The organism is Brevibacillus panacihumi (genome assembly GCF_003710985.1).
GTDB lineage: Bacteria > Bacillota > Bacilli > Brevibacillales > Brevibacillaceae > Brevibacillus > Brevibacillus panacihumi.
The window spans coordinates 61,589-86,227 of sequence record NZ_RHHT01000032.1 but is presented as its reverse complement, the minus strand read 5'-3'; the positions used below and the strand labels follow the sequence as shown (position 1 = coordinate 86,227).

27 protein-coding genes are annotated in these 24,639 nt (G+C 51.9%); 25 read left to right on the top strand and 2 right to left on the bottom strand.

Going from position 1 to position 24,639, the window contains the following annotated elements:
• The first annotated feature begins 13 nt into the window (after positions 1–13).
• The 9 genes from EDM58_RS16365 (at position 14) to ggt (ending at position 8,754) form a co-directional block, all read left to right on the top strand.
• Positions 14–490 carry an Lrp/AsnC family transcriptional regulator gene (locus tag EDM58_RS16365; RefSeq protein ID WP_122914293.1) on the top strand — a complete coding sequence of 159 codons (477 nt, stop codon included), beginning with the start codon at positions 14–16 and terminating at the stop codon, positions 488–490.
• A gap of 110 nt (positions 491–600) precedes the next feature.
• Positions 601–2,175 carry an ABC transporter substrate-binding protein gene (locus EDM58_RS16360; RefSeq protein ID WP_122914292.1) on the top strand — a complete coding sequence of 525 codons (1,575 nt, stop codon included), beginning with the start codon at positions 601–603 and terminating at the stop codon, positions 2,173–2,175.
• Between the two features lie 40 nt (positions 2,176–2,215).
• Entirely contained in the window at positions 2,216–3,172 is a 957-nt protein-coding gene (locus tag EDM58_RS16355) for an ABC transporter permease (RefSeq protein WP_122914291.1), read from the top strand.
• Positions 3,172–4,002: an ABC transporter permease gene (locus EDM58_RS16350; protein ID WP_023556620.1), complete on the top strand. Its 831-nt coding sequence runs from the start codon at positions 3,172–3,174 to the stop codon at positions 4,000–4,002. The genes EDM58_RS16355 and EDM58_RS16350 overlap by 1 nt, the downstream gene beginning before the upstream one ends.
• Positions 4,003–4,020: 18 nt before the next feature.
• Positions 4,021–4,995 (top strand): ABC transporter ATP-binding protein, encoded by a 975-nt coding sequence (locus EDM58_RS16345; protein ID WP_122914290.1) that lies wholly within the window; start codon positions 4,021–4,023, stop codon positions 4,993–4,995.
• Entirely contained in the window at positions 4,992–5,981 is a 990-nt protein-coding gene (locus tag EDM58_RS16340) for an ABC transporter ATP-binding protein (protein WP_122914289.1), read from the top strand. Before EDM58_RS16345 ends, EDM58_RS16340 begins: the two co-directional genes overlap by 4 nt.
• 20 nt (positions 5,982–6,001) lie before the next feature.
• Positions 6,002–6,583, top strand: a complete 582-nt coding sequence (locus EDM58_RS16335) for a chromate transporter (RefSeq protein WP_023556617.1) — start codon at positions 6,002–6,004, stop codon at positions 6,581–6,583.
• Positions 6,580–7,110, top strand: a complete 531-nt coding sequence (locus tag EDM58_RS16330) for a chromate transporter (RefSeq protein WP_122914288.1) — start codon at positions 6,580–6,582, stop codon at positions 7,108–7,110. The genes EDM58_RS16335 and EDM58_RS16330 overlap by 4 nt, the downstream gene beginning before the upstream one ends.
• A 33-nt stretch (positions 7,111–7,143) precedes the next feature.
• Positions 7,144–8,754: a gamma-glutamyltransferase gene (gene ggt / locus EDM58_RS16325; RefSeq protein WP_122914287.1), complete on the top strand. Its 1,611-nt coding sequence runs from the start codon at positions 7,144–7,146 to the stop codon at positions 8,752–8,754.
• Between the two features lie 50 nt (positions 8,755–8,804).
• Here the strand turns inward: ggt and EDM58_RS16320 are convergent, their stop codons facing one another.
• Both EDM58_RS16320 and EDM58_RS16315 read right to left on the bottom strand, forming a co-directional pair.
• Entirely contained in the window at positions 8,805–9,131 is a 327-nt protein-coding gene (locus EDM58_RS16320) for a thioredoxin family protein (RefSeq protein ID WP_122914286.1), read from the bottom strand.
• A 55-nt stretch (positions 9,132–9,186) separates the two neighbouring features.
• Complete coding sequence (locus tag EDM58_RS16315) at positions 9,187–9,672, bottom strand: hypothetical protein (RefSeq protein WP_122914314.1); 486 nt, start codon at positions 9,670–9,672, stop codon at positions 9,187–9,189.
• A 267-nt stretch (positions 9,673–9,939) separates the two neighbouring features.
• Between EDM58_RS16315 and EDM58_RS16310 the strand changes: the two genes are divergently transcribed.
• The 16 genes from EDM58_RS16310 (at position 9,940) to EDM58_RS16235 (ending at position 24,583) form a co-directional block, all read left to right on the top strand.
• Positions 9,940–10,389 carry a prepilin peptidase gene (locus EDM58_RS16310; RefSeq protein ID WP_246000796.1) on the top strand — a complete coding sequence of 150 codons (450 nt, stop codon included), beginning with the start codon at positions 9,940–9,942 and terminating at the stop codon, positions 10,387–10,389.
• A 191-nt stretch (positions 10,390–10,580) separates the two neighbouring features.
• Positions 10,581–11,432 carry a Flp pilus assembly protein CpaB gene (gene cpaB, locus EDM58_RS16305; RefSeq protein WP_122914284.1) on the top strand — a complete coding sequence of 284 codons (852 nt, stop codon included), beginning with the start codon at positions 10,581–10,583 and terminating at the stop codon, positions 11,430–11,432.
• A gap of 3 nt (positions 11,433–11,435) precedes the next feature.
• Positions 11,436–12,590 carry a CpaE/TadZ family protein gene (locus tag EDM58_RS16300; RefSeq protein ID WP_122914283.1) on the top strand — a complete coding sequence of 385 codons (1,155 nt, stop codon included), beginning with the start codon at positions 11,436–11,438 and terminating at the stop codon, positions 12,588–12,590.
• A gap of 12 nt (positions 12,591–12,602) precedes the next feature.
• Entirely contained in the window at positions 12,603–13,979 is a 1,377-nt protein-coding gene (locus EDM58_RS16295) for a TadA family conjugal transfer-associated ATPase (protein ID WP_122914282.1), read from the top strand.
• Positions 13,957–14,883, top strand: coding sequence for a type II secretion system F family protein (locus EDM58_RS16290; RefSeq protein WP_122914281.1), 927 nt, complete (start codon positions 13,957–13,959; stop codon positions 14,881–14,883). Before EDM58_RS16295 ends, EDM58_RS16290 begins: the two co-directional genes overlap by 23 nt.
• 4 nt (positions 14,884–14,887) lie before the next feature.
• Positions 14,888–15,826, top strand: a complete 939-nt coding sequence (locus EDM58_RS16285) for a type II secretion system F family protein (RefSeq protein WP_122914280.1) — start codon at positions 14,888–14,890, stop codon at positions 15,824–15,826.
• A gap of 97 nt (positions 15,827–15,923) precedes the next feature.
• The gene (locus EDM58_RS16280; RefSeq protein WP_122914279.1) at positions 15,924–16,139 is read left to right on the top strand and encodes a hypothetical protein; all 216 of its coding nucleotides are present in this window, start codon (positions 15,924–15,926) and stop codon (positions 16,137–16,139) included.
• A gap of 87 nt (positions 16,140–16,226) precedes the next feature.
• Positions 16,227–17,660: a vWA domain-containing protein gene (locus EDM58_RS16275; protein WP_122914278.1), complete on the top strand. Its 1,434-nt coding sequence runs from the start codon at positions 16,227–16,229 to the stop codon at positions 17,658–17,660.
• Between the two features lie 22 nt (positions 17,661–17,682).
• The gene (locus EDM58_RS16270; RefSeq protein ID WP_122914277.1) at positions 17,683–18,894 is read left to right on the top strand and encodes a hypothetical protein; all 1,212 of its coding nucleotides are present in this window, start codon (positions 17,683–17,685) and stop codon (positions 18,892–18,894) included.
• 76 nt (positions 18,895–18,970) lie between these two features.
• The gene (locus tag EDM58_RS16265; RefSeq protein ID WP_122914276.1) at positions 18,971–19,825 is read left to right on the top strand and encodes a hypothetical protein; all 855 of its coding nucleotides are present in this window, start codon (positions 18,971–18,973) and stop codon (positions 19,823–19,825) included.
• 33 nt (positions 19,826–19,858) lie between these two features.
• Complete coding sequence (locus tag EDM58_RS16260) at positions 19,859–20,602, top strand: YciC family protein (RefSeq protein WP_246000794.1); 744 nt, start codon at positions 19,859–19,861, stop codon at positions 20,600–20,602.
• Positions 20,603–20,633: 31 nt separating this feature from the next.
• Positions 20,634–21,050, top strand: coding sequence for a TadE/TadG family type IV pilus assembly protein (locus EDM58_RS16255; RefSeq protein WP_122914275.1), 417 nt, complete (start codon positions 20,634–20,636; stop codon positions 21,048–21,050).
• Entirely contained in the window at positions 21,051–21,710 is a 660-nt protein-coding gene (locus tag EDM58_RS16250; protein WP_122914274.1) for a Tad domain-containing protein, read from the top strand.
• A gap of 39 nt (positions 21,711–21,749) precedes the next feature.
• Positions 21,750–23,057: a VWA domain-containing protein gene (locus EDM58_RS16245; RefSeq protein ID WP_122914273.1), complete on the top strand. Its 1,308-nt coding sequence runs from the start codon at positions 21,750–21,752 to the stop codon at positions 23,055–23,057.
• Between the two features lie 146 nt (positions 23,058–23,203).
• Positions 23,204–23,719, top strand: coding sequence for a hypothetical protein (locus EDM58_RS16240; protein WP_122914272.1), 516 nt, complete (start codon positions 23,204–23,206; stop codon positions 23,717–23,719).
• A 78-nt stretch (positions 23,720–23,797) separates the two neighbouring features.
• A complete protein-coding gene (locus tag EDM58_RS16235; RefSeq protein ID WP_122914271.1) occupies positions 23,798–24,583 on the top strand; it encodes a DUF169 domain-containing protein in 786 nt (261 codons plus the stop codon).
• Positions 24,584–24,639: the final 56 nt, after the last annotated feature.

Sequence of the window (24,639 nt, the reverse complement as noted above, 5' to 3'; positions counted from 1 at the left end):
GGAAGGTGCGTAGATGGAAGAATTGTTTCGCAGATCGCTTTATTCGGAATTGGATGATATTGATTACGGCATTGTCCGAGCCTTGCAGGAAAACGCACGTCTTCCGTTTACGACGATCGCGAAGGAGCTGGGCGTGACGGAGAAGACCGTCCGCATGCGCGTTCAGCAAATGCAGGATGAGGGTGTCCTGAGTCTGGTAGGCATCGTAAATCCTGTCAAAGCAGGGCTGAATGTCCAGTCATTCATTCAGATCGCTGTGGAGGCAAACAAGCTGGACGATGTGGTTGCGGCCCTGAATGACATCGTAGAGGTCAGACTGATCGTCTTGACGACAGGTGATTATCAGCTCATTATTCAGATCCTTGTCAGAAATTACGAAGAACTGGCACAGTTTCTCATGAACAAGCTGAACAAGGTACCGGGTGTCACCCGCGTCAATGTGATCAATGAGCTTAAAATTATTAAATCAAAGTACAAATTTATCCGATGACCGGATAGGTGCGAATGGAGGGGGGAATGCCTTTCGAGAGGTGAGGAGTCAAGCAATTTTTATTGTTCAAAATTGTCGGATTATAGAGAAAAAGAGAGAAGGGGATTACTATGTTTTCCAAGAAGATGAACAAAACATTATTAAGTGCCGTTCTGGGGACGGTTCTGTTAGTTACCGGTTGCGGCGGCGGCAGCGGCAGCAGCGCTCCTGGCGACAGCAACAATGGAGGCACAGCTGCTCCGGCGCCATCCAATGAGAAGAAAGTACTGAATATCGGACTGAAGGCAGACCCGCCTTCGATGGACCCGACGATCTCCACGTCGCTCTATGATCGCCAGGTGTATGCGAGCTTGTATGACAAGCTGTTCGATATTTCTCCAGATGGAAAAATCGTGCCGATGCTGGTCGATACCTATGAAGTATCTCCAGACGGCAAGACTTATACATTCAAGCTGAAAACAGGCATCAAGTTCCACGATGGCACTGATTTCAATGCAGAAGCCGTCAAATTCAACTTCGATCGCAACATGACTACGGAGAAATCCAAGCGCAAAGGCGATCTGAAATTCGTGGAATCAGTCAGCGTGGTGGACAATGACACCGTGACTGTTCAGTTGACAGAGCCGTTCGCGCCATTCCTCTCCGTTCTGACAGACCGCGCGGGAATGATGGTCTCTCCTACAGCAGCAAAAGAAAAAGGAGACGACTTCCTCAACGCGCCAGTAGGGACAGGCCCATTCGTTTTCGTCAAACAGGTAAAAGGCGACAGCGTCAGCCTGAAAAAGAACGAAAACTACTGGAACGGCGAAGTGAAGCTGGATGAAGTGAACTACAAGGTGTTTACAAACGGAACAGCGAAAGTGCAAAACCTGCGTTCCGGCATGCTGGACATCATTGATGACACGCCAACGAAGGAAATCCCGGCGGTCGAAGGCGATTCCAACCTGCAGCTGATCGCAGAATCCGGTATGGGACACCAAGGCTTGCATCTGAACAACTCGGCAGCTCCATTCGACAATAAATACCTGCGTGCTGCTGTGGATCGTGCCATCGATCGCGAAGCGCTGGTAAAGGTTCTGTTCAACGGCTACGCAGCTCCAGCCCGCACTGCTTTTGCCAAAGGCAACCTGGCGTACAACGAAGAGCTGAACAAGCCTGTAGCCCCAAATGCGGATGAAATCAAAGACCTGTTGGCAAAAGGCGGAAAGCCGAACGGTTTTGAGTTCAAGTTGCTGATCTCCACTTCTCCGGAAAACGAACAATTGGGTGCTGTGATTCAAAACATGCTGAAACAACACAACATCAATGTCGTGCTGGAAAAAGTAGAGTACGGTCAAATGCTGGAAGCAGGCAGCAAGGGCGACTTCCAGGCGATGCAACTGGGCTGGTCCGGCCGTCAAGACCCGGATGGCAACGTTCATGATTTCGTCGTAACCGGCAATGGCAACAACTATGGACGCATCAGCGTACCGCAGCTGGATGAACTGATTCTGAAAGCTCGTGCAGAGCAGGATGAAAGCAAGCGCAAAGCTCTCTACGATGAAGCAATCAAAGTATCGCAGGACGAGGCTGTCTATGCATATCTGTACCACCAATATGTATTGATCGGCATGAACAAGAAGGTGACAGGCTTTACGTTTGTACCGGATGGTCTGATCCGCACTGCAACACTGGACAAGCAATAAGCAAGAACAAAGTTAACAGCTAGAGCGAGGGGGAATTGTCATGATGTTCATACTTAGACGTCTGTTGTTGACAATCCCGATTCTCCTGCTGGTGTCGATCTTGACATTTTCCTTGATCCACATGATCCCGGGCGACCCTGCCCGGGTCATTTTAGGCCAAGAAGCGACACCGGAAGCGTATCAGGCACTGCGTACAGAACTTGGACTGGACAAGCCGATCGTGGAGCAGTACTTTTCCTGGCTGGGAAAAGTAGTGACGGGAGATTTGGGGATGTCGATCACGGACAGAGTACCGGTCATCGATTTGATCATACAGCGGCTGCCCGCAACTGTAGAATTGACGATTGGGACCTTTCTCGTAGCGATCCTGATCGCCTTTCCGGCGGGAATTCTGGCAGCGGTTCGACGCGGAACCTGGGTTGATTATACGAGCACCTTTGCCGCTTTGGGCGGGATGAGTATCCCCAGCTTCTGGCTGGCGATGATGATGATTATTTTCTTTGCTGTAGAAAACCAATGGCTGCCGTCTTCCGGTTATGTGCCATTTTCGGAAAATCCGGCGCAAAACCTGATGGCGATGATCCTGCCTTGTGTGGCAACTGGCCTTCGCGAGTCCGCTGTATTGATGCGGATGCTGCGTTCCTCCCTGCTGGATGTCGTCAATATGGACTTTATTCGTACCGCGAAAGCAAAAGGCTTGAACGAGGCCCGCACGATTCTGGGACACGCACTGCGCAATGCAATGGTTCCCGTCATCACTACTTCCGGTCTGATGATTGCAGGTCTCCTGGGCGGCCTGGTCATCACGGAGTCGATTTTCTCCATTCCAGGCTTCGGACGCTTGATCGTCGAGTCTGTTTTCAAACGTGACTACGTCACCGTGCAGGGAGCCATTCTCGTCTCGGCGATCCTGGTCGTGCTTGTCAATCTGGTCGTCGACATCCTGTACGCCGTCATCGACCCACGGATCAAGTCCGGGAAAGGAGCGGGCGAATAATGAAAACCTTTCGCAAATTTCTTCGGAACGGATTGGGTCTGATCGGGGCTTTGATTATTTTGACACTGATTGTTGTCGCCATCTTTGCTCCACAAATCGCCCCGTTCGATCCGAATGAACAAGATTACAGCAAGATTTTACTACCTCCTGGCGATGAGCACTGGTTTGGTACGGATGATCTTGGGCGGGATATTTTCTCGCGCGTTGTATACGGTGCACGCATTTCGATTCAGGCGGCACTCATTTCTGTCGGTATCGCCATGCTGATCGGTGTGCCGATCGGCCTATTATCCGGCTACTATCGAGGATTCTGGGACGAGTGGATCGTCATGCGTTCGGTGGATGCGATGCAGGCGTTTCCGTTTTTGATCCTGGCTTTGGCCATTTCCGCCGTACTGGGCTCCGGCTTCGGGAATGCGATGCTGGCGATCGGGATCGGCTTTTCACCGGCGTTTGTCCGCATCACACGCGGTCAAGTATTGTCCTTGCGCAACATGGAGTACATTCAGGCAGCGCGCTCCGTCGGGGTGAAAGACGCGCGGATTATCTTCCGCCACATCCTGCCGAACGCGATGAATCCGATCATGATTCAGGCGACGTTGGCGATGGCATCGGGGATTATCGCGGAAGCTTCTCTTTCTTATCTGGGTCTGGGGGTACAGCCGCCGACGCCTTCTTGGGGCAGTATGCTGAACCATGCGCAAAGCTTGATGTCAATTGCGCCTTATGCGACATTTTACCCAGGAATCGCCATTTTCCTGGTGGTTTTGGGCTTCAACTTATTAGGTGATGGACTTCAGCAGGTATTGGACCCGCGGTCGCGTAAATAGAATAAGGGAGTGGAGCAGATGACGACGATCTTGGAAGTTGAACAACTGAGAACCCGGTTTCGCACGGACAATGGTGTCGTCAGTGTTGTTGACGGCGTCGACTTCTCCATCCGGGCCGGCGAAACGCTAGGCGTCGTGGGCGAATCAGGCTGCGGAAAAAGTGTCACCAGCCTTTCGATCATGCGACTTTTGCCCCCCAACGGAAGTTCGGGAGGCAGCATTCGTTTCAACGGCAAGAATGTGTTGGAGCTGTCGGAAAAAGAGATGCAAACCGTGCGTGGAAATGAAATCGCGATGATTTTTCAGGAACCGATGACATCGCTCAATCCACTGCATACGGTTGGCAAACAAATCGAGGAAGCGGTCATTCTGCATACCAAGGTAAGCCGCGCACAGGCGAAAGAACGCGCGATTGCCATGTTGAAAGCAGTAGGAATGCCGCGAGCAGAGGAAATTTACGGAGAATACCCGCATCAGTTGTCAGGCGGCATGCGTCAGCGCGTGATGATTGCCATGGCGATGTCCTGTGATCCCAAGCTGATCATCGCGGATGAGCCTACTACAGCGCTGGATGTAACGATTCAGGCGCAAATTCTTGATCTGATGCGTAATCTGAAAGAAAAAACAGGTACTTCCATTATGCTGATCACGCATGACTTGGGTGTAGTAGCGGAGATGTGCGACCGGGTCATTGTCATGTACGCAGGACAGGTAGTGGAAGAGACCGATGTCGAGACCTTGTTTGAAAATCCCAAGCATCCTTACACGATCGGGCTGATGAATTCGATCCCGGATCTGGAGGAGGAACGCGAGTATCTGGAGACGATCCCTGGTTCCGTGCCATTGGCTTACCAGATGCCCAAAGGCTGCCGCTTTGCTCCCCGCTGCTCCAAGGCGATGCCGATTTGTGAGGAAAAAGCACCGGAGCTGTTGCAGCTGGAGGGGCATAAATGCCGCTGCTGGCTGTACGCAGAGGAGGGAGGACAGGCATGACAACACCTCTATTGGAAGTAAAAGGGCTGCAGCAGCATTTTCCGATCAAAGGCGGCTTCATGAAGAAGACGACCGGGTATGTAAAAGCGGTGGACGGCATTGACTTGCAGGTGTTTCCGGGCGAAACGCTGGGGATCGTAGGGGAGTCCGGTTGCGGAAAATCGACGACTGGCCGAACCATTCTCCGTTTGCTGGAGCCAACGTCGGGGGAAGTCTGGTTTGACGGCAAAGACTTGGCGAAGCTGCCAAAAGAAGAAATGCGCCGTATGCGCAAGGACTTGCAAATGATCTTCCAAGATCCTTACGCGTCACTGAATCCACGAATGACGATCAAGCAGATTTTGATGGAATCGCTGATGGTCCACAATATCGGCACACCTGCGGAACGATTGAAAACGATCGAGGAAATCATCGAGATTGTAGGACTCAGAAAAGAGCATTTGAACCGTCACCCGCATGATTTCTCCGGGGGACAACGCCAGCGGATCGGGATTGCCCGCGCGCTGGTCGTCAAGCCTAAGCTGATCATCGCGGATGAACCTGTGTCTGCGCTTGACGTATCGATTCAATCGCAAGTGCTGAATTTGCTCAAAGATTTGCGAAAAGAGTTTAATCTGACTCTCATGTTTATTTCGCATGATCTGTCCGTTGTCAAACATCTCTGCGATCGCATCGCGGTCATGTATTTGGGACGGATTGTCGAAATTGCCGACAAGCGCACTTTGTTTGAAAATCCGAGCCATCCGTACACACGGGCATTGCTGTCTGCGGTACCGGTGGCCAAACCAAGACAAAAGCGGGAGCGGATCCTACTGACGGGCGATTTGCCAAGCCCTGCTAACCCGCCCAGTGGTTGTACCTTTCACCCGCGTTGTCCATACGCAACGGATATTTGCAAATCGAAGGTACCGAGCCTGTCTGACATCGGAGCTGGCCAGTTGGTCTCTTGTCACCTGGTTCAATCGGGAGAGCTGCTTAGCAAGTAGGGTCAGGATGGAGGTACAGTATGGTTTATTGGCAGTTGTTTGTCGCTTTTTTTCGAATCGGAATTTTTGGCTTTGGCGGGGGACCGACGATGGTTCCTTTGTTTCATACAGAATGTGTGAAGAAGTACAAATGGGTAACGGATGACGATTTTGCGGACAATCTGGCTCTGGGGAATGCCTTGCCCGGTCCGATTGCGACCAAGCTTGCCGCCTATATCGGTTACCGGGTAAAAGGCTGGAAGGGCGCGCTCGTAGCGAATATCGCAGTGGTCATGCCTGTGGTGTTGCTGATGATCGGGCTTCTGCAGGTCATCTATCGCTATAAAGACGCCCCAGGTGTGTACGGCATGATTCAGGCGATCGGGCCAGTCATTGCAGTCATGACTGGTGTGATGACCTGGGAATTCCTGCAAAAGGGCTGGCAGGGAGCATCTACGAAAACTGGTGCCAGCATCAGTCTTGCCCTGTCTGTCCTGGCGTTGATCATCCTTGATCTGCATCCGGGACTCGTCGTCGGAATCGCGCTCCTCTTCTCGTTTGCTTACACAACCTGGTCCATCCGGAAACGGAAGAAAAAGGACAGCGAGGAGGGGGCGGCATGATTTATCTGCAATTGTTTTGGGCCTTCTTTATCGCCAATACACTCGGGTACGGCGGTGGCCCTCCGAGTATTCCGCTTATTCAGAATGAAGTAGTCGATGTATACGGGTGGATGTCCGTTCAGGAATTCGGGGAAGTGCTGGCTGTTGCCAACGCGTTGCCGAGTCCGATCGGAACGAAGCTGGCTGGCTATATCGGCTATCAAGTAGCGGGAGTGCCGGGCGCTGCGGTCGCTTTGATCGCTACGGTCGCTCCAACGGCTATTGCGATGATTTTGCTGCTTCAATTTATTCATCTTTTCCGCAAGGCGCCACAAGTAAAAGCGATGACCCAATCCGTTCGTCCGGTAGTAACCGTGTTGTTGGGAACCCTGACGTATCAATTCCTGCTGGGAGCCGTCGAAGGCATCGGCTGGATGCAGACAGGGATTTTGAGCGTAGCTTCTTTTTTACTTTTGGAGACGTGGAAGGTGCATCCTGCGCTGGTCATCATCGTTGCGATGGCTTACGGCTTCTTTTTTATCGGATAGGAGTTTTACTAGAAAAAACTGGGGGTACACAAGATGACGCAATTCGATGCACATGAATACCCGTACGCATCCCGGCGTATGACGACTTTCGCGAAAAATGGCATGGTTGCCACTTCTCAACCGCTGGCTGCACAGGCGGGTTTGGATATATTGAAGAAAGGCGGCAATGCCGTTGATGCAGCTATCGCGACCGCGGCTTGCCTGACGGTCGTAGAGCCGACATCGAACGGCATTGGCGGAGATGCTTTTGCTCTGGTCTGGGTAAAAGACGAGTTGTACGGACTCAATGCCAGCGGTCCTTCGCCGCAAAGCATTTCCATCGACGCCGTGAAAGCCAAAGGGCATGAAGAAATGCCAGTGCTGGGATGGACTCCGGTTACTGTACCGGGTGCGCCGAGCGCTTGGGCGGCATTGTCGAAGCGTTTTGGCCGCCTGCCTTTGACAGAAGTGCTCAAACCAGCTATTGAATACGCGGAGAATGGCTATCCACTCTCCCCGACGCTGGCTTTCTACTGGAACCAGGCCTACAAAAAATTTAAAAAATCATGCACCGGTGCAGAATTTGAGCATTGGTTCAAGACCTTTGCCCCGGACGGACGTGTCCCGAAAGCGGGCGAGATCTGGAAATCGCCTGCACATGCCCAAACCTTGCGCCTCATCGCCGAGACGAATGCAGAGAGCTTCTATCGCGGCGAGTTGGCGGAAAAAATCGACGCGTTCTCCCGCGAGTGCGGCGGCTTCCTGACCAAAGAGGATTTGGCGGCTTATGAGCCGGAGTGGGTGAAGCCGATCAGCGTCAACTACCGCGGCTATGACGTGTGGGAAATCCCGCCGAACGGTCAAGGGATGGTCGCGCTGATGGCGTTGAACATCATGAAAGGGTTCGACGTTGGAGCGAAGGATTTGACGGAAACGTATCACAAGCAGATTGAAGCGATGAAGCTAGCCTTTACGGATGGCATGCACTACATTACCGAGCCGAAACAGATGGGTGTAACGGTTGAACAGCTGCTCTCCGACGAGTATGCTGCTGCCAGACGTTCCCTGATTGGGGACGAGGCGTTGACACCAGAAGTGGGCAAACCGAACGGAAGCGGTACCGTCTACCTGTGTACGGCTGACAATGAAGGCAACATGGTATCCTTCATCCAAAGCAACTACATGGGCTTCGGTTCCGGTGTCGTGATTCCGGATACAGGCATCGCGATGCAGAACCGCGGTCACAACTTTTCGCTCAATCCTGAGCACTATAACCGTCTGGAGCCGGGCAAACGGACGTATCATACGATCATCCCGGGCTTCCTGACCAAGGATGGAAAAGCCGTAGGACCATTCGGAGTCATGGGCGGGTTCATGCAGCCGCAAGGACATATGCAGGTTGTCATGAACACGGTCGATTTCCATCTCAATCCGCAAGCCTCTCTCGACGCGCCGCGCTGGCAGTGGCTCGAAGGCAAAACGGTAGAACTGGAGCGCCATTTCCCTGAGCATCTGGCCCTGGCGCTGGAGCGCAAAGGCCATGAGATTAAATGGGCGCAGCCGGGCAATTACTTTGGCCGCGGTCAGATCATCTGGCGAAATGAGCATGGGGTACTGGTCGGAGGAACAGATATGCGTACTGACAGTTGTATCGCAGCCTGGTAACTTCCTTCATTCAAAGATAAAAAAGAGGGTGTCCGCCTAAGCAGGTTTTCCTACTTGGGGGGCACCCTCTTTGCCCTTCTCAAGGCATTCTCCAACTCGCCGAACACCACAATCCGTGATTGGCGATGCACCTCTTTTCCGTCCACGAACAGCAGGATGGTGGGGGCCGTGAAAACAAGCCATTCACCCGACAAAGAAGGCATCTGTTCGATGGAGACCATGCCGGCCGCTATTTCCGGATAGGCTTGCAGCAGATCAACCGTTTTCTCCAAGGTTGCGTCGCATACCCCGCAGTTTGCCATTTTTATGAACAAAAGGCTGACTGGATTCGTTGCGACATGATCTTTGACTTCGGACAACAGTGTTAGCTCGTTCATTTTGTGCGAATGCCTCCTGATGAGCTTCTTCGCAGTGGGAAGTCGGGTGTGGCTGCTAGAAGCGGGTGTCGCTTTGCTTTTTGCGAATCAAGATAAATCCTCCGCAAACGATGAGAATCATCCCCAGGATTCCGCCGATCTGGGTCGACAAGAGGTTTGACGCCAGAAAGATGAACGCGACAACGGTCAATATGGAGATGGGAATCAACAAGGCGTGTTTGCGTCCGCCGAAGATGTACAGCTCAAAAAGACCTACGGCAGGGCCCAAAAGGAATACAGGCCAGGTCTTGCTCATGTCGCCGTCAAGCAATAGAGCGCTGAAGAAGAACAGCGGCGCGTAGACCAGCAGGATGCCGCCGGGAACGAGAAGGCCTGCTCGCTTGGGCTGCGGATTCATGAAGAACACCAGATGAAAACCAATCCCCGGAATCAACAGAAACGCGGGCCAGAGGACGTCCATCTTCATTTCCAGGCCACTGTAGGTCGCCAATACAAAGAGTGTGCCTATTCCAATCAAAACATAACCCATCATATCCTTCATCCAAAAGAACCCCTTTACCTCAATCTTCCATTCCATATTCTCCAGTCTAACACAGTCCGGAGTTCAGGTGATCCGTCTGGGGACGGACCATATAGCGCAAAGTGCTCGGATAAGGCGTTACACCCAGCCAGACGGACAGGCTGCCTGTGAAAAGTCCTTGTTCCTGAGAAAAAAATCCAATATTTTTATGTCCCATTGCAACAAATTATGCCAAATGTCCGTCTGTGAGTTTGACGTCATAACCCAAATGTAGGAAGGAGGATGTGCTTGCTGACAGCCTACGTCTTCATTCCCATGCTGATCATCATGGGTGTTGCCGTCTACACCGATTTGCGCAGCAAGATGATTTATGACTGGGTGACATTGCCTGGGATCGCTTATTTTTTGCTTTACCATGCGTTTGTCCATACCGACCGATGGTTTTCGTATGCGCTGGGCGTCGTCGTACTTGGAGGAATCACGCTCGTCATGGCTGTCATCAGCAGAGGACAATTAGGCGGAGGAGACATCAAGCTGTTTGCTGTCGTGGGAGCGGCACTGGGATGGCAGGCAGGACTGCTGGTCATGGGACTAACGTACCTCCTCGCGGGACTCTGCGTAATCCCGATTATGATTGCGGCAAAAGTCATGAAGAGGAGCAACAAAAAGGAGATCCCCATGGCTCCGTATATAGCTGCAGGAACAATGTTTTTGATGATGGTTTCCTTCTATTACTAAGCAAAAAGAACGGCATCCAGTGGGATTACTGGAGGAGTTGTCGGGTTTTCGTTTGGGACTTTTACCTTATTTTGACATATTAACTAAAAATTTACGGTAAATGTGGCGATTTTTGCAGGTTGATCATGTAAAATTTCATGTGGCTCCACCCTATAAACAAAAGCGTTTACCTAAGGAGAGGGAATCATCATATGCTTGAATCCAAGCGTAGGGCCATTATTTTCCTGGCGCTGTCCATATTGCTGGCGGCAGGAGCAGGCTTTTTGTTCTTAAAGAAAATCAAGGATCTGAATGCGCAACTGGGTGAAATGGTGGAAATCTACGTAGCGAATACGGATATTGCCTCACGCTCCTTGATCCAGCCGGACCAGATCACCACGAGAGAAATTCCGAAGAAGTTTGCAGATGATTCGTACATTACGGATAAAGCAAGCTTGAAAAACCAGGTTACCGTCGTCCCTTTGTCAAAGGGCAACATCATTACGAAAAACATCATCAAGCCGGCGACAACGGTGCGCGATCAGAACAATCGTCTCGTCACGGTATACGCCTCGGGGAAAATCGTCTTCGACCAGCAGTTGGAGGCCTTGGACCGCGTGGATATCATCGTTTCTCATAATGAGAATGGCAAACCGACCACAGAGGTATTCATGAAGGATGTGCCAGTCGCTATGGTCGCCAAATCGGATGATCAGTTTCGCGGCGTCGCGTTGGAGATGCCATTTGAGCAAGTGCCGATCTTTATCCATCAACAGCATTATGCACAGGTCATGAGAATTCTGAAATCGAACGTCGGGAAGGGAGAGCTGGGCATACCCGAGCCATTCTCCGAGAAGCCGTCCGAGGAAGGGGCAGCACCGACAGAAGGGTCTCCTGAGGGCCAGCAGCCTGCGACGCCGCCTGCTGCACCGGCAACACCGGCAACACCTGAAACACAGACACCTCCTACAGCGCCTGTCCCTGGTCAGCAACCGACACAGCCTGCACAACAAACACCTGCGGCAGGGACTTCATCACCACCAGTTTCGAATCCAGGAGGCTAATGTATGAACACCGATATGAAGATACTCGTGGTCGCCGATTATGATTCCATTCAGAATCTACTGCGCGAATCGCTTGCGCAGCGAAACGTCCACTATACGACATCGCGTGAAGTAAAAAAGGAGATCGACAGGATCGCACCTGATGTCGTGCTGCTCGTCCAACCCGAGGATGGCACAGGAGTGGAGCTGGTTCAGTACATCCAGGGAGAGCTCCCGGAAGGCATCATCATCTTTTTGACAGAGAAGCAGGATTTTGCTTTGGTGCGGGACGTCATCCGCGCAGGGGCCATCGAATACATCCTGATGCCGGACGAACTGACGCTGTTGACCGATCGCCTGGAGAAAATCGCAGAGCTGGAACAGCATCAGCAGCGCAAAAAAGGGGCAGTGGCTACCGGAAAGGCATTCGTCAGAGGGCGGGGCAAGGTCTATTCCTTTTACAGCGGCAAGGGAGGAAGCGGACGTACCCAGATGGCCACCGGTTTTGCCCAAGCGCTCAAGCTGGAATCGACCGCACGCGTACTGCTGATCGATCTGAACCTGCAATACGGAGGAGTAGAGACCTTCTTCTCGCTTGACACCACAAGGACTTTGGCGGATCTGGTCCCAGTGATTAACGAGATGAATGAAAACCACATACGCAATGTGTCGCAGCGCGAGACCCATTCCAAGCTGGAAGTGCTGGTCAGCCCGCGCGATGCGGAGACGGCAGAAAACATATCTGAGGAATTCATTACGCGGCTGATCCGCGCCAGTCGACGCAGCTATGATTTTGTCATTCTGGATCTGCCTTCCTACATGAACGAACTTACGTATTCGGCATTGGAAGAGTCGGACATCATCTATTACGTTATGAATCTGGATACGCCGTCGGTGCAGGCGTACCGGCTGGTGGAAGATCTGTTCAGAAGATTGCGAATCGATACGCAAGGAAGGCTTGAAATCGTCGTCAACAAGGTCGGCAGGGACAATGAACTGAACGTCTCCGATCTGAAGGGACTGATTCAAACCCCGATCACAGCCGAAATTTGCCGCGACCATCGCGGTGTGCAGGCAGCGGTCAATCAAGGACAGCCGTTGCAACGTGAAGCCAATGAAAAAAAGCTCTCCGCCGCTGCCAAAGATATACGCAAATGGGTACTTTCCAAGCTGTCATAGGAGGCGAAGGACATGGCATTATTTCGACGCAAAGAAGAACAGCCCGCAAAGACTGACAACGACGCCCGTCCGCTCGCAGCTCCTGCTTATCACAATCCGTACATCGACGAGCTGGCGGATCACTATAAAGCGAGACTGCTGCGCGAGACCAATCTGGATCGCCTGACCAGCTTGTCTCCGGGAGAAATGCGGCTGGCAATTGAACGCATGGTGTCCCAGTACATGTCAGAAGAGAAGGTCGTCATTCCCCGCACGGAAAAGGAACTGCTGCTGACCAGACTGATCAACGAATCCGTAGGCTTGGGACCTTTGGAGCCCTTGTTGGCAGATCCCGAGATTACGGAGATCTCCATCAACGGGCACAAGGAAGTGTATATCGAGAAAAAGGGTCGATTGGAGCTGACGGATTTGAAATTCCGGGACGAGGAGCATCTTCGCCATATCGTCGACCGGATCGTGGCCCCGCTCGGACGAAGAATCGACGAAAGCTCGCCGATGGTGGATGCCCGCCTCAAGGACGGCAGCCGTGTAAACGCCGTGATTCCTCCGGTCAGCCTGAATGGAACGCTCGTCTCGATCCGGAAATTCCGCAAAGAACCTTACTCGATGCAGGATTTGATGAATTTTAATGCTTTTGACAGCAGGATGGCATTTTTTCTCGAATCAGTCGTCAAAGCGAAGATGAACGTGCTGATCTCGGGAGGGACGGGAAGCGGGAAGACCACCCTGCTCAACGCCGCCTCGAAAGCCATCCCGTTGTTTGAACGTGTCATCACCATTGAGGACTCGGCGGAGCTGAAGCTGGACCGACCCAATTGCGTGGGACTGGAAGCGCGTCCCCCCAACATGGAGGGCAAGGGGGAGATCACCATTCGCCACCTGGTCCGCAACTCTCTGCGGATGCGTCCCGACCGCATTATCGTCGGGGAGGTTCGTGGCGCTGAGGCCTTCGACATGCTGCAGGCCATGAACACAGGTCACGAAGGGTCCTTGACCACGGTGCATGCCAATACCCCGCAAGACGCATTCAACCGCTTGGAGGGGATGGTGATCATGGCCGGGATGGAATTGCCCTCCTCGGTCATTCGCGAATACATCGTCAGCGCCCTCGATATTATCGTTCAAGTAACGCGCCTCTCAGACGGGACGCGGAAGATGGTCTCGATCTCGGAGGTTTACACAGGGCCTGACAAACTGATTGAGGTCAATGAGATTTTCCGTTTTCAGCGCGTTGGAATGGGCAAGACCGGGGAGGTGCTCGGCTATTTTACGCCGACAGGCATGATCCCGCGCTGTCTGGAACGATTGCGGACCTTCGGCATCGAAATCGACGAATCCCTGTTCAAGTCTGCGGAGGTGAAAAGGCGTGAGCATCTCCATCCTATTTAGTCTATCCGTCCTGCTCGGAATCTGGGGCATCTATGAATACCTGGGGTACCGGGCGAAGAAGACGGAGTGGAAGAAGCGTGCGGAGGAATGGTATGACGTCAAAGCGCAGCGCCGAAGCTTTCTGTCCGACTGGGGGGATCGCTTCGACCGCACGCCTCATGCCCAAGAGATTCAAGGCAAGCTGATTAAGGCCAATATTTCTCTGGCTCCCTCGGAGTATTACGGAATCATGCTGATTGGGTCGTTTGGATTGGCATTCTTCCTAAACAATGTCGTGGGATTGAAATTTCCTTACAACCTGCTCATTGGTGCAGCCAGTATGTACTTGATCCAAAACCTGCTGTTCATCATCCGTCGCAACAAATATCAGGAACGGATGAACGATCAGCTCTCAGATGTGTGCCGACTGCTCGCCAACTCGCTGCGTGCCGGACTTACCCTCACACAGGGGATTGAGCTGGTGGCGCGAGAAATCCCGCAACCGGCCGGCATGGAGTTCAAGCGCATGGCGCGCGAGCTGCAATTGGGCGTCGGTTTTGACAAAGCGCTGATGGATATGGAAAAGCGCATTCCGACGAGAGATTTTCGCATATTTGCAGCGACCCTGTACATTCAGCGGCGTGCAGGAGGAAATCTCAGCGAGGTCTTGCAGGAAATGGCTGAGACGCTGGAGGATCGGCGCATCGTCAATCAGGAGATCAAGACAATGACGGCCGAGCAGCGCTACGTTTCCATCCTGGTGCCGATCATGCCGATCGCTTTGGTGCTGATGATGAACACAATCAACAAGGGTTTTATCGACCCGTTATTCTCCGGTTTTGGCCTGGTTTTGCTGGGGGTATTTATCGTCGGGACGATCCTGTCCTACGTCCTGGTCAAAAAAGTGACCAACATAAAGGTGTGAGAAGATGGACGCTTGGATCCTTACCTGTCTGTTTTTGTTCCTGTTATTTTTTATCATTTTCCTGAAGGAATTCTATCGCTATTCAATCGAGAAGGAAAAACTGATCAACCACGTGCATGAAACAACGGGCACGCGAGGCTATAAAGTACGCAAGCGGGAGACTGCATCCGAGAAGTGGATCAAAAAGCTGCTTGCCTACAGCGACGACTACTCCGCGCTCGGTCAACGCATCAATTTTTTCAGTGAGTCGCATGAGGTGGAGGAATGGCTGCTGAAGGCAGGGCGCCCGTACGATTTGAGTGTCGAGCGGTTTCAGGGCACGAAGATCTTTCTCGCTTTGCTTGGAGGGATTGTCGGGATTGTCTTGTTTATCCTGGGCTTCCCCTTTGCCACCTACGGGCTGATTGTCTGGCCATTGGTCGGCTATTTCCTGCCGATTGTCCTGTTGAAAAATCGGGCGAAGGAACGGCAAAACCAGATCCGCTACGATCTGCCGGAATTTCTGGATACCGTGAGTGTTACCTTGCAGGCTGGGGTCAGCCTGGACCAATCACTGCGCGCGGTCATGCAGTTTTTCCAGGGGCCTATTCAAGAGGAATTCTCTCGGTTCAATCAAGAGCTGGATTTGGGAGTCCCCCGCGAAAAGGCGTATGAGCAGTTGCTGCGCCGCAATGACAACCCTGAGTTTCAGATGCTGATCAAGGCATTGATTCAGGGCATGCGTTTGGGAGTTCCGATTGCCGTCACGTTCAAAATCCAGTCCGAAAACATGCGCCGCATTCGCAAAGAGCTGATCAAGGAAAAGGCGGCAAAGGCTTCTCCTAAAGTAACGCTGATCACGACGTTTGTTGTAGCGCCGACAGCCATTGCCTTGATTGGCGGGCTGATGGTTCTAAATATTATGGAGAACACGACGATGCTGTCTGACATGATCTCCAAATAAGATTTTAGCTGGAGAGGAGGTGATGCCCCTCATCAGGAAGAGCAACAAAGCATGCCGGTATTTTACTATTTTTTAACTATGAGGGGAGTAATGAAAAATGATGACTAATGCCATTCAAAAACTCTACGCAAAAACACTGGTTTCCTTGAACAACCAACGAGGAGCGCAAGCGATCGAGTGGATCGCTCTGGCGGGGGTTATCCTGGCCATTTTCGCAGCCATTCAGGTAGTATTTCAAGACGATAAAAACGTCGGTAACGCTGTCTCCAGCACACTGTCCAACATCATCAAAGGCATCAGCAAGGGAGAATAAGCTTAGGTGCGCTGGCATGCAGGCATCTGTTATGCCAGCTTCTTTACATAATGAGAGCTGATAAGAGGGGGAGGTACGGATACTGTCATGAATACAACGAAATCATTCTTTATCGCCATCCTCTTGGCTACTTTGGTTGGCCTATTCGCCTGTTCAGCGCCAGAGGCTGAGCCAGTGGATACAACGCCAGTCGAGCCCCCTGGGCAGGCAGAACCCCAACCGAATCAAAACGAACAGGGAGAGAACGGGACGTCTGCGCCTGATCCGGACGTACCGGATCGAGAAGAGCAGCTGCAGGCACTCAAAGCGATGATCCCTGCAGAGCTGAGCAAGCTGCCTCAGACGGCCGAGGATTTTTACAATATCCCGCCTGGCCGCTTTTCAGGTGTGCAATATGGCGAGCAAAATGAAGAAATCGAAAAGGTCATTTCCCAAATCCCTAACATCAAGGATCCCGACCAAGAAATCATTGAATGGTACTATCTGGCTTTGCTTGGGCTGTTCGCAGAGGATTATCCGGAACCGCAGGAGATTATCAACCAGATCAAGTTGAACTCTTTCGGCAATCCGGAAGTAGATGATCCGCGCTTTCAGTTCAAGAAGCAGTACAACGTCATGATCGTCCTGGATGCAAGCGGCAGCATGGGTCATATGGCAGGGAAAAAAACGCGGATGGAAGCTGCCAAAGAGGCAATTCGTACTTTTGCCGAATCACTTCCGCCGGAGGCTAACGTGGGCTTGCGGGTCTATGGTCACGAAGGGAGCGGGGCGGAATCTGCGAAGGAGCTTTCTTGCAGCAAAAGCGATGTGATGTACCCGCTGCAAGCCTATGATTCGCAAAAGATGGATGCAGCCCTCGCGCAATTCAAACCGGCAGGCTGGACACCAATCGCCTTGGCCCTGCAAAAGGCACAAGAGGATTTGAGTGCCTACAAGGGTGAAAACAGCACGAATATCATCTACCTCGTCAGCGACGGGATTGAGACTTGCGGAGGCGATCCTGTAGCGGTGGCGCAACAGTTGGGCAGCTCCGATATTACGCCAATCGTCAATGTGGTCGGTTTTGGAGTCGATGGTGAAGGACAGAGGCAGCTCAAGCAGGTAGCAGAAGCGGCAGGCGGACGTTACGTGTTGATTCAGGATCAAAAAGAGCTGCTGAGCGAATTTCAGCAAGCGAGCGAAATCGCACAGAAGTGGACGAAATGGAGAAGCGGCGCGTCCTATGATGCCTTGTCGGCGAATCTGTCCCAAGCTGTATCCATCCATGCCTATGGATCGAAGTGGCACAGCAACTCTGTAAGGGAAAGCTATAATTTTCTTTCTGTCTTTACTGATCTGAACAGGCTGAACATCCTGGATCAAGGAACCCTCTCGGCACTGGAAAAGATCGAGAAGCAGCAAGACGAGATCATCGTGAAGCACGGCAGGGAAATGGAAGCTTTTCTGAGAGACCTCAATGAAAAATCATACAAGGAAGCTGTCGCGGCTATCGAACAGACATACAAGATGAGAAAAAACTAGCGTGACACAGGAGGGTTGGCTAGTGGGTAAAAGACGAGGAAGACGCTGGATAACTGGTATCTTCGCCTTTTTTATTCTTTTGATGAATGCTTTCCCAGTGATTGCGCTGGCGGAAGGAGCTACCTTACAGCCACCGACGATGCAGGTACCGGACTACCAGACGCCTGATCTCCAGGCGCCGGAATGGGAAGTTCCGCAGCTCGAAGGCGTTCAGTGGGATATGCCTCAGTTAGAGCCGCCTCCGGGAAGTATTCCGCAGTTGGAATCCCCGGAATGGGATACACCTCAACTTCAGGCTCCAAACGGGAATACGCCTCAACTGCAGGCTCCGGACGGTCAGGCTCCAGCGTTGTCAGCACCAAATGGCAGCAGGCCTGATTTGCAGGCACCGGGCGGCAGCGGATCTACATCGGGAAGCAATGGCGGTGGGGTTCCACAGCTTACCCCTCCTGGTCTGGATCCAAACACGAAACGTCCGGAACCTTTTGGAGAGACGTTGGGCTACAAGGCATTGGAGCTATCCTTCAAAGACGTGATCGGTGACACCCTCAGCTACAGTGCAGACTTGCTGGAGCAGGGGCAGGTTTCTGCCGGAGCGGGGGCTGGAGGTTACGCCAAAGTTCTTCTTACCCTTGGGCTGAAAGGGATGGACATCAGCCTGCAGGGTTCGGATTACCAGAATTATACCAGTGGCGCACTCGACCTCATGGGAGCGAAAGGCGCATACGACAACTACAAGTTCGTTCTTCAGCAGAAGGCCAACGCCGTAGCCAATGCGGCAAATGCCCAGCGGTCGATCACAAATGGGGCTCAGGCAGCCAATAATGCAGTTCGGGTGCCGGGTCTAGTCACCGGCTTGAACGTGGGCGTTGCAGCGATCAGTTTGCCATTTGATGCGTTCAATACGTACACGGCATTCAGCCAGATTGATGATCCCAGCCTTTCCCCAGAACAGCAAGGAGAGAAGTTCCTCGATGGTGTCAGCAACCTGGGCAGCACCCTGATGGACGCAGGAGTGATCGCTTCTGTCATACCGGGTGGACAGACGGCAGGTGTCGTGCTTGTCACCGTAGGGGGAGTTCTGTGGGTTGGAAGCAAAGCGATCAAGTGGCTCGACAAGCTGGCAGGAGGAAAAATGGGCAAGTGGCTCAAGGAAAAAACCATGGCCGGGATCGATTGGGCCAAGGAGAAAGCCGGTGATGCGATCGGGTGGGTAAAATCCATTTTCTCCTAGGTGTGTAGGAACCTAGCCGCTCTGCATCGTATACAATCAGCATGAATGTCATTTTGGAGCTGGAGGGAATACACGCATGGTTGAACGCATGATCGTAAGAGAAACTGCACAGGTACGAGAGCAAATCAATAAGTACAAACGCTTCCTGGAAAAGCCGGACTTGTTTAATCATGCGGCAATCTTTGAAGATCAAGTCTATTACAATGTCCAGTACTGGAGATGGGGGAAAAACGAGGCGAGCGGGTATCTGATCCTGCGCAGTGACGGGAGTGTGCCGCCTCGTGCCGAGGCCGCGCCTGTCGTTCGCCTTTTTATGTCCCATAACAATGCTGCAATTAATTTTACGCAAGATTTCGCAGCGGATAAGGAGAAGCCTGTATGGATGTATCAGCAAAAACGGGATTATCTGCGGGCGCTCCTTCCAGTCTGTGAACATGCGATGGATGCGCAGACGCGCCAGGATGCAGATGATGTGATCGAGATGTGCGACACGATGGTCAAAAGCGTGGATGCCTTGCAGGCGATCTATGAACGGGGGATGCGTTGCCACAACGACATGCTTGCACGCAATTATACGTCTGTCGACGACGAGAAGAATATGCGGGATGCCCTGCTTGAGTCGGATTACATCTTGTACCGGCGCTTGCGCAGGCAAGTGGAGCTGCAGGATGCAGTCGATCGCTTGTACGATTTTTTTGCCTCCTCCCGACTCGAGTTGGCTCGGGAGTCAGGTGAGATGGCGAAGAAGCTGGTTGCGCTGCTGCGCGACTACAAACGGGCAGAAATCAGGCGGATTATGAAGCAATCCGTCCGAGACATGGAAGTAAGGGGAGTCCCCTACAGAGATTTCGAGGATATGAGACAGGCGGTAAGTGAAAAAAATGAGCAAATTTTTCGCGATGACATCATCTCCATTCTGCGGAATCCCTAGCAGTAAGAGAACGAATACAGGGAGGCTGTCTTTGTGAATCCATTGAAAGAGAGCATTCACTTTTACGCGCGTCATATCGAGTCCTTGCTGTTGATTTCGGCCGTTATTGTGCTGCCGTTGCTGCTGGTGCACAATGTGGCGATGAACTACGTAAATTTTCTGGCTGCCTTGACAGGGGCACCTGTCGTCGCCAGTTTTTATAATCTGTTTTTGCTGCTGCTGTTCCTGACATTAGTTCAGATCGTGTTTGCGCAATTCGTCATCAGCGAGATGGAGGGAGAAGAAAAACCGCTGCGCAAGGCCTTCCGCACATTTTGGGAGTCTGGCTTCTCCGTTTTCCTGTTTGGGATCGTCTACGTACTGGCGGTGTGTATTGGCTTGCTTCTGTTCGTCGTGCCGGGGGTCATCCTGCTGGTCCTGTTTTATCTGACTCCTTATCTCACTGTCATGAAACAAGCATCTCCCTGGAAATGCTTGCGGTCTGCCTTTGAGATGGGGAAAAAACACTTTGTTCCAATTCTGGGCTTGATATTGCTGACGAGTGCGATCGAGTGGGTGATTGGTCTGGTCGGGCTGGCATCAGTGACGTTTATCACGACCAGCTTCGGGGCTGTCTTTTTTACGCAAATGATTTTAACGGTGCTGATCTTCCCCTTTGTCGCGGTGATGTTTACGATGTACACAATCAAGTGGCGCACAGAACTGATGCAGGCGATCGAGGCAGAAAAATTGGAAGCAGAGAGAGTTGAAGCAGAAAGATTGATATTAGAGGGGTAAGCAGGGTTTTTCTGCGGAGGTGACTGTGCTTATGAAAAGATGGAGTCGGGCGTTGCAAAATGAGAAAGGCTCTGTGACTGTGGAGTTTATCGGGATTCTGCCATTTGTTTTTTTGATACTCTTGATTTTATGGCAATTTTTGACAGGTGTTTATGCCGTCATCATCGCCCAGTCGGCAGCCAACGAAGCAGCGAAGGTCTACTCGATCACCGGTAATTCCTCGGAGGCGGAAAGAGCTGCCCGCGAAATCGTCAACTCTGCCGGAGGAGGCATTTCTTACAACGATTCTAAATCAAGGATTTCTCGTGAAGGGGATAACTTGTTTGTTGCACGCATTGGCGTGAATCTGGATCTATTCTTCATTCCGGAATTTATTAAGAAAAACATGGAGCCAGAAGACAAGGTCATCTCGCTTAGCCGCGAGCTGCGGGGGCGGGTGGTCAATTAGATGAGACTGGTAAAGGAACGATTGCGCGATCAACGCGGCAATATGACGGTGTTTGTCCTGACGATCTTTTTCTTCTTTTCGCTCGTTATGTTTACGCTGCTGTTCAACATGTCGACCGTCTTTGTCGACAAGGAAGTGGCGGCGAATAGTGCGCAGCAAGCCAGCCTTGGGGCTACGCAGATTGTCTACGAAGAAGCTGAGAGGGCGATCCATGTCTATGATGCAAACCTTCCGTTCAACATGGTCCCGATCTCGCCGCAGGTAAAGATGGCCGAAATCTCCTTGCGCAGTGCCCATCCGAGCTGGTCGGATAGTGAGATCCAGTATAGTGCGATTGACCAGGTGCTCTTAGTCAATCTACCGAGCAATTCTTTACTGCAAGGGTATGTAAGGCAATACATGGGGATTGCGGAAGAAGAAATTCGAAGTACAGTTGGGAAAATCCTGTCTAGAAACGGCGCAATCAGAAGCGGGTCGCGAGTGAAGATGTTCAACAGCGAGCAGCGGATCGAAGTAAGGACGTCCGTCCGGTATGAGAGTGAAAATTTTGGCCTTGATTTCTTGTCCAATCATCGCGATGAGATCGAGCAGACAGCGGAAGGCAGACGCATTCGCTTCGCAGAGGTGCTCCAATGGACAGACGTCCATCTTTCCTTATAGAGAAACAGGCAGATTAGCAGCAAGGAGGCGATGAGTGAGATGGCATGTACATCCAGATGGCGTCATATCGTAAGCGGCTTGGTGTTGACCTTGTCGCTTGTCGGCTGTTCTTTCGGGTCAGCCGTAACCGGAACTGCAGGTATACCACGCATGCCTGAGACGACCCAAGAATTGATTGGCTCCCAGCCGGGTCCGCTGGCTGGCACTCAATTTTATCTGGCGAATTATCCGCATCGGGCACAGATTGTCAAAGTTCTGGACCGTCTGCCGCCCTTGATCGACGGGATGGATCAATCGCTGATCGATGTTTACTGGGGCCAACTGCTCACATTGTTTACGGAGGATTACCTCAGTCCGCAAATGGTCGTAGATCGTTGGCGGATGGCTTCATTTGGGAGTCCGGATGTGGGAGATGCCCGTTTTTTGTTTCGCGAAAATTTCAACGTGCAGATTATTCTCGATGCGAGCGGCAGTATGAAAGAAAAAATCGGCGACAAGACCAAGATGGAGCTGGCCAAAGAGGCGATCAAGGAGTTCGCGGAGTCTCTGCCTGAGGAAGCAAAAATTTCACTAAGGGTTTACGGGCATAAGGGGAGCGGTTCGGATGCGGACAAACAGCTTTCCTGCTCCAGCAGCGATCTCGTCTATCAGCTCCAATCGTATGATGCGAAGAAGCTGGACGATGCCTTGAAGCAATTTGAGCCGAACGGCTGGACCTCGATTGCGCATTCTCTGCAAATGGCGCAGCAGGACATGGCACAGTTTTCGGCAGACAAGAATACCAACGTCATCTACCTGGTGAGTGACGGGATCGAGACCTGTGACGGCGACCCGGTAGCGGTCGCCAGAGAGCTTTCCCAGTCCGACATCATGCCGCTCCTGAATGTGATCGGCTTCGACGTAAATGCCGAGGGCCAGAAGCAACTGAAAGAGATCGCGGCCGCATCGGAAGGGCTGTACGCCAACGTCACCAATCGAGAGCAGTTCAAGCAAGAGCTGGAGCGAGCCAAAGAAATTGCACAAAAATGGGAGCAGTGGAAGCGCGATGCCTTGTCCGAAGTGGATGCCGTATTGATCGACCGCAAAAAATGGATCGACGCCTACGACCGGGATTGGTACGAGAAAAACTGGCGGGAAAGCCTCAATGTCGGCGCTGCTATCGATTATCTGACCGCGACAGGCAAGCTGGGCAACCAGCCGCGGGAATATCTGTTGCAGAAGCGGCGTGAAAGAGAGGCGCTGGTCACGCAATCCAAGGAGGAGCTGATCGCCTATTTGGTCGGCTTGACGACGCAGACGTACAGCGAGATGCGCTCGGAGATTGAGGAGAAGTACAGTGGGGGGTAGAAAACGGGGATAACCCGTTTTTTATTCTTTTACGACGAATGTTAGTTGATTCGATTATATGGAAGACTTTACAATTCTCCATGTAGGCAGCATAGCATCAAGCTTTACACACCGTCCAAATGGGAGAAGGAAGGAGGGGATTGTCCTTGTGGAATAAAGTGGTCGTTTCGGTGGTGTTCGCATTTCTCTTCACAGTGGGCTGTCAATCCGCAGAAGAAAATTCTGCACCACCAATAACGGTTGAACAAGCAATAAAGGATTCGCGAATGAAAGCCAATAGCTTGGATGAATTCAAAAAAACGCTTCATGAGCAAGGACTGGTTGCCTTCCAATCAGATGTGAACAAATTAGATGACGACACGAGCTTCGACTATTCCCTCTTTAGAAACGATACGTACAGCTACATCCACTTTGAATTTTCGGATGAAAGCAAGGAAGATCAAGGATTACGGATCGGTTTTGATAGGGAGGAGGCAAAAAATATTCGCGTCATACATTCGGAAGGGTTGACCCCGGAAGAAAATGGGCTTCAATTTCATGTTTCGGATGGTCTGGATCAGAAATGGGTCGGCATCTATTTTGAAAGCAAAAAACAAAATGGTTTTCCAAATGGAGAGGTCACCTTGAATTACGGCAGCGAAAATTGGAGAAGCCACTTTTGAAAGTCATAAAATTTTGCTTAATGGCAGAATATTTGGGATACTTGAAGAGAGAACACTTGAGTGAATGGGGGATGGAAGATGAACGTAAAAGAGTTGAACCAAGCGATTCAAACATACGTCAGGACGGATTCGTTCCCGGTCGGAATCAAGATCGTGAAAGCGGAAAATGACCTGCCGGAGAGAACAAAGCGGCCCATGCGCGACTTCGGCTATCAGATCACGATTTGTCAGGCGGTCGGATTTTCGCGACGCTATGGCTGGAGCATCGCTATGAACGGATCAGACCTCTCCTGTCCCATCGCGCAGGTGGCGTTTGGCTACGAGCCGCAGTTGCCCTTTTACACAGAAGGTAATCTGGCTTGCGGCATGTACACCGACAGTCTGGAAGCTGGGGCAGCAAGCGAGCAGGATGTGCCGAAGCTGTCAGCGGAAGAGAGCGGGTATTACGTCTCCTATCCGCTGGATCGTGCAACCGTCGAGCCGGATGTAGTCGTAATCTACGGCAACTCGGCGCAGGTGATGCGTCTGGTGGCGGGCATGCTGTACAAGCGGGGCGGTTCTATTCCTTCGACGTTCTCCAGCCGTGCAGACTGTGCGGATATTGCGATAAAGCCGTTGCAGACAGGCGAGCCTCAGGTGATCGTGCCTTGTTATGGAGACCGGCTGTTCGCCCAGACACAGGACCATGAAATGGCCTTCAGCTTTCACTATCGGGATGCCGAAGAACTGGTAGAGGGTCTGGCTGGCACGCAAAAAGGCGGCGTGCGTTACCCGATCCCTTCCTTCTTGCGCTATCAAGCCGAGTTCCCTCCAACTTATCAAAAGCTGAATCAACTCTTTGCCGAGAAAGGGGAAAATGCCTGACGCTTTGTGCGTCAGGTTTTTAATTAAATAGATTGAATTGCACGACAATATCAGCT

Bases quoted from the DNA above. Each gene is read 5' to 3' on its own strand.
- EDM58_RS16365 (WP_122914293.1), top strand. From the start codon at position 14: ATGGAAGAATTGTTTCGCAGATCGCTTTATTCGGAATTGGATGATATT.
- EDM58_RS16360 (WP_122914292.1), top strand. From the start codon at position 601: ATGTTTTCCAAGAAGATGAACAAAACATTATTAAGTGCCGTTCTGGGG.
- EDM58_RS16355 (WP_122914291.1), top strand. From the start codon at position 2,216: ATGATGTTCATACTTAGACGTCTGTTGTTGACAATCCCGATTCTCCTG.
- EDM58_RS16350 (WP_023556620.1), top strand. From the start codon at position 3,172: ATGAAAACCTTTCGCAAATTTCTTCGGAACGGATTGGGTCTGATCGGG.
- EDM58_RS16345 (WP_122914290.1), top strand. From the start codon at position 4,021: ATGACGACGATCTTGGAAGTTGAACAACTGAGAACCCGGTTTCGCACG.
- EDM58_RS16340 (WP_122914289.1), top strand. From the start codon at position 4,992: ATGACAACACCTCTATTGGAAGTAAAAGGGCTGCAGCAGCATTTTCCG.
- EDM58_RS16335 (WP_023556617.1), top strand. From the start codon at position 6,002: ATGGTTTATTGGCAGTTGTTTGTCGCTTTTTTTCGAATCGGAATTTTT.
- EDM58_RS16330 (WP_122914288.1), top strand. From the start codon at position 6,580: ATGATTTATCTGCAATTGTTTTGGGCCTTCTTTATCGCCAATACACTC.
- ggt (WP_122914287.1), top strand. From the start codon at position 7,144: ATGACGCAATTCGATGCACATGAATACCCGTACGCATCCCGGCGTATG.
- EDM58_RS16320 (WP_122914286.1), bottom strand. From the start codon at position 9,131: ATGAACGAGCTAACACTGTTGTCCGAAGTCAAAGATCATGTCGCAACG.
- EDM58_RS16315 (WP_122914314.1), bottom strand. From the start codon at position 9,672: ATGAAGGATATGATGGGTTATGTTTTGATTGGAATAGGCACACTCTTT.
- cpaB (WP_122914284.1), top strand. From the start codon at position 10,581: ATGCTTGAATCCAAGCGTAGGGCCATTATTTTCCTGGCGCTGTCCATA.
- EDM58_RS16300 (WP_122914283.1), top strand. From the start codon at position 11,436: ATGAACACCGATATGAAGATACTCGTGGTCGCCGATTATGATTCCATT.
- EDM58_RS16295 (WP_122914282.1), top strand. From the start codon at position 12,603: ATGGCATTATTTCGACGCAAAGAAGAACAGCCCGCAAAGACTGACAAC.
- EDM58_RS16285 (WP_122914280.1), top strand. From the start codon at position 14,888: ATGGACGCTTGGATCCTTACCTGTCTGTTTTTGTTCCTGTTATTTTTT.
- EDM58_RS16280 (WP_122914279.1), top strand. From the start codon at position 15,924: ATGATGACTAATGCCATTCAAAAACTCTACGCAAAAACACTGGTTTCC.
- EDM58_RS16275 (WP_122914278.1), top strand. From the start codon at position 16,227: ATGAATACAACGAAATCATTCTTTATCGCCATCCTCTTGGCTACTTTG.
- EDM58_RS16265 (WP_122914276.1), top strand. From the start codon at position 18,971: ATGGTTGAACGCATGATCGTAAGAGAAACTGCACAGGTACGAGAGCAA.
- EDM58_RS16255 (WP_122914275.1), top strand. From the start codon at position 20,634: ATGAAAAGATGGAGTCGGGCGTTGCAAAATGAGAAAGGCTCTGTGACT.
- EDM58_RS16250 (WP_122914274.1), top strand. From the start codon at position 21,051: ATGAGACTGGTAAAGGAACGATTGCGCGATCAACGCGGCAATATGACG.
- EDM58_RS16245 (WP_122914273.1), top strand. From the start codon at position 21,750: ATGGCATGTACATCCAGATGGCGTCATATCGTAAGCGGCTTGGTGTTG.
- EDM58_RS16235 (WP_122914271.1), top strand. From the start codon at position 23,798: ATGAACGTAAAAGAGTTGAACCAAGCGATTCAAACATACGTCAGGACG.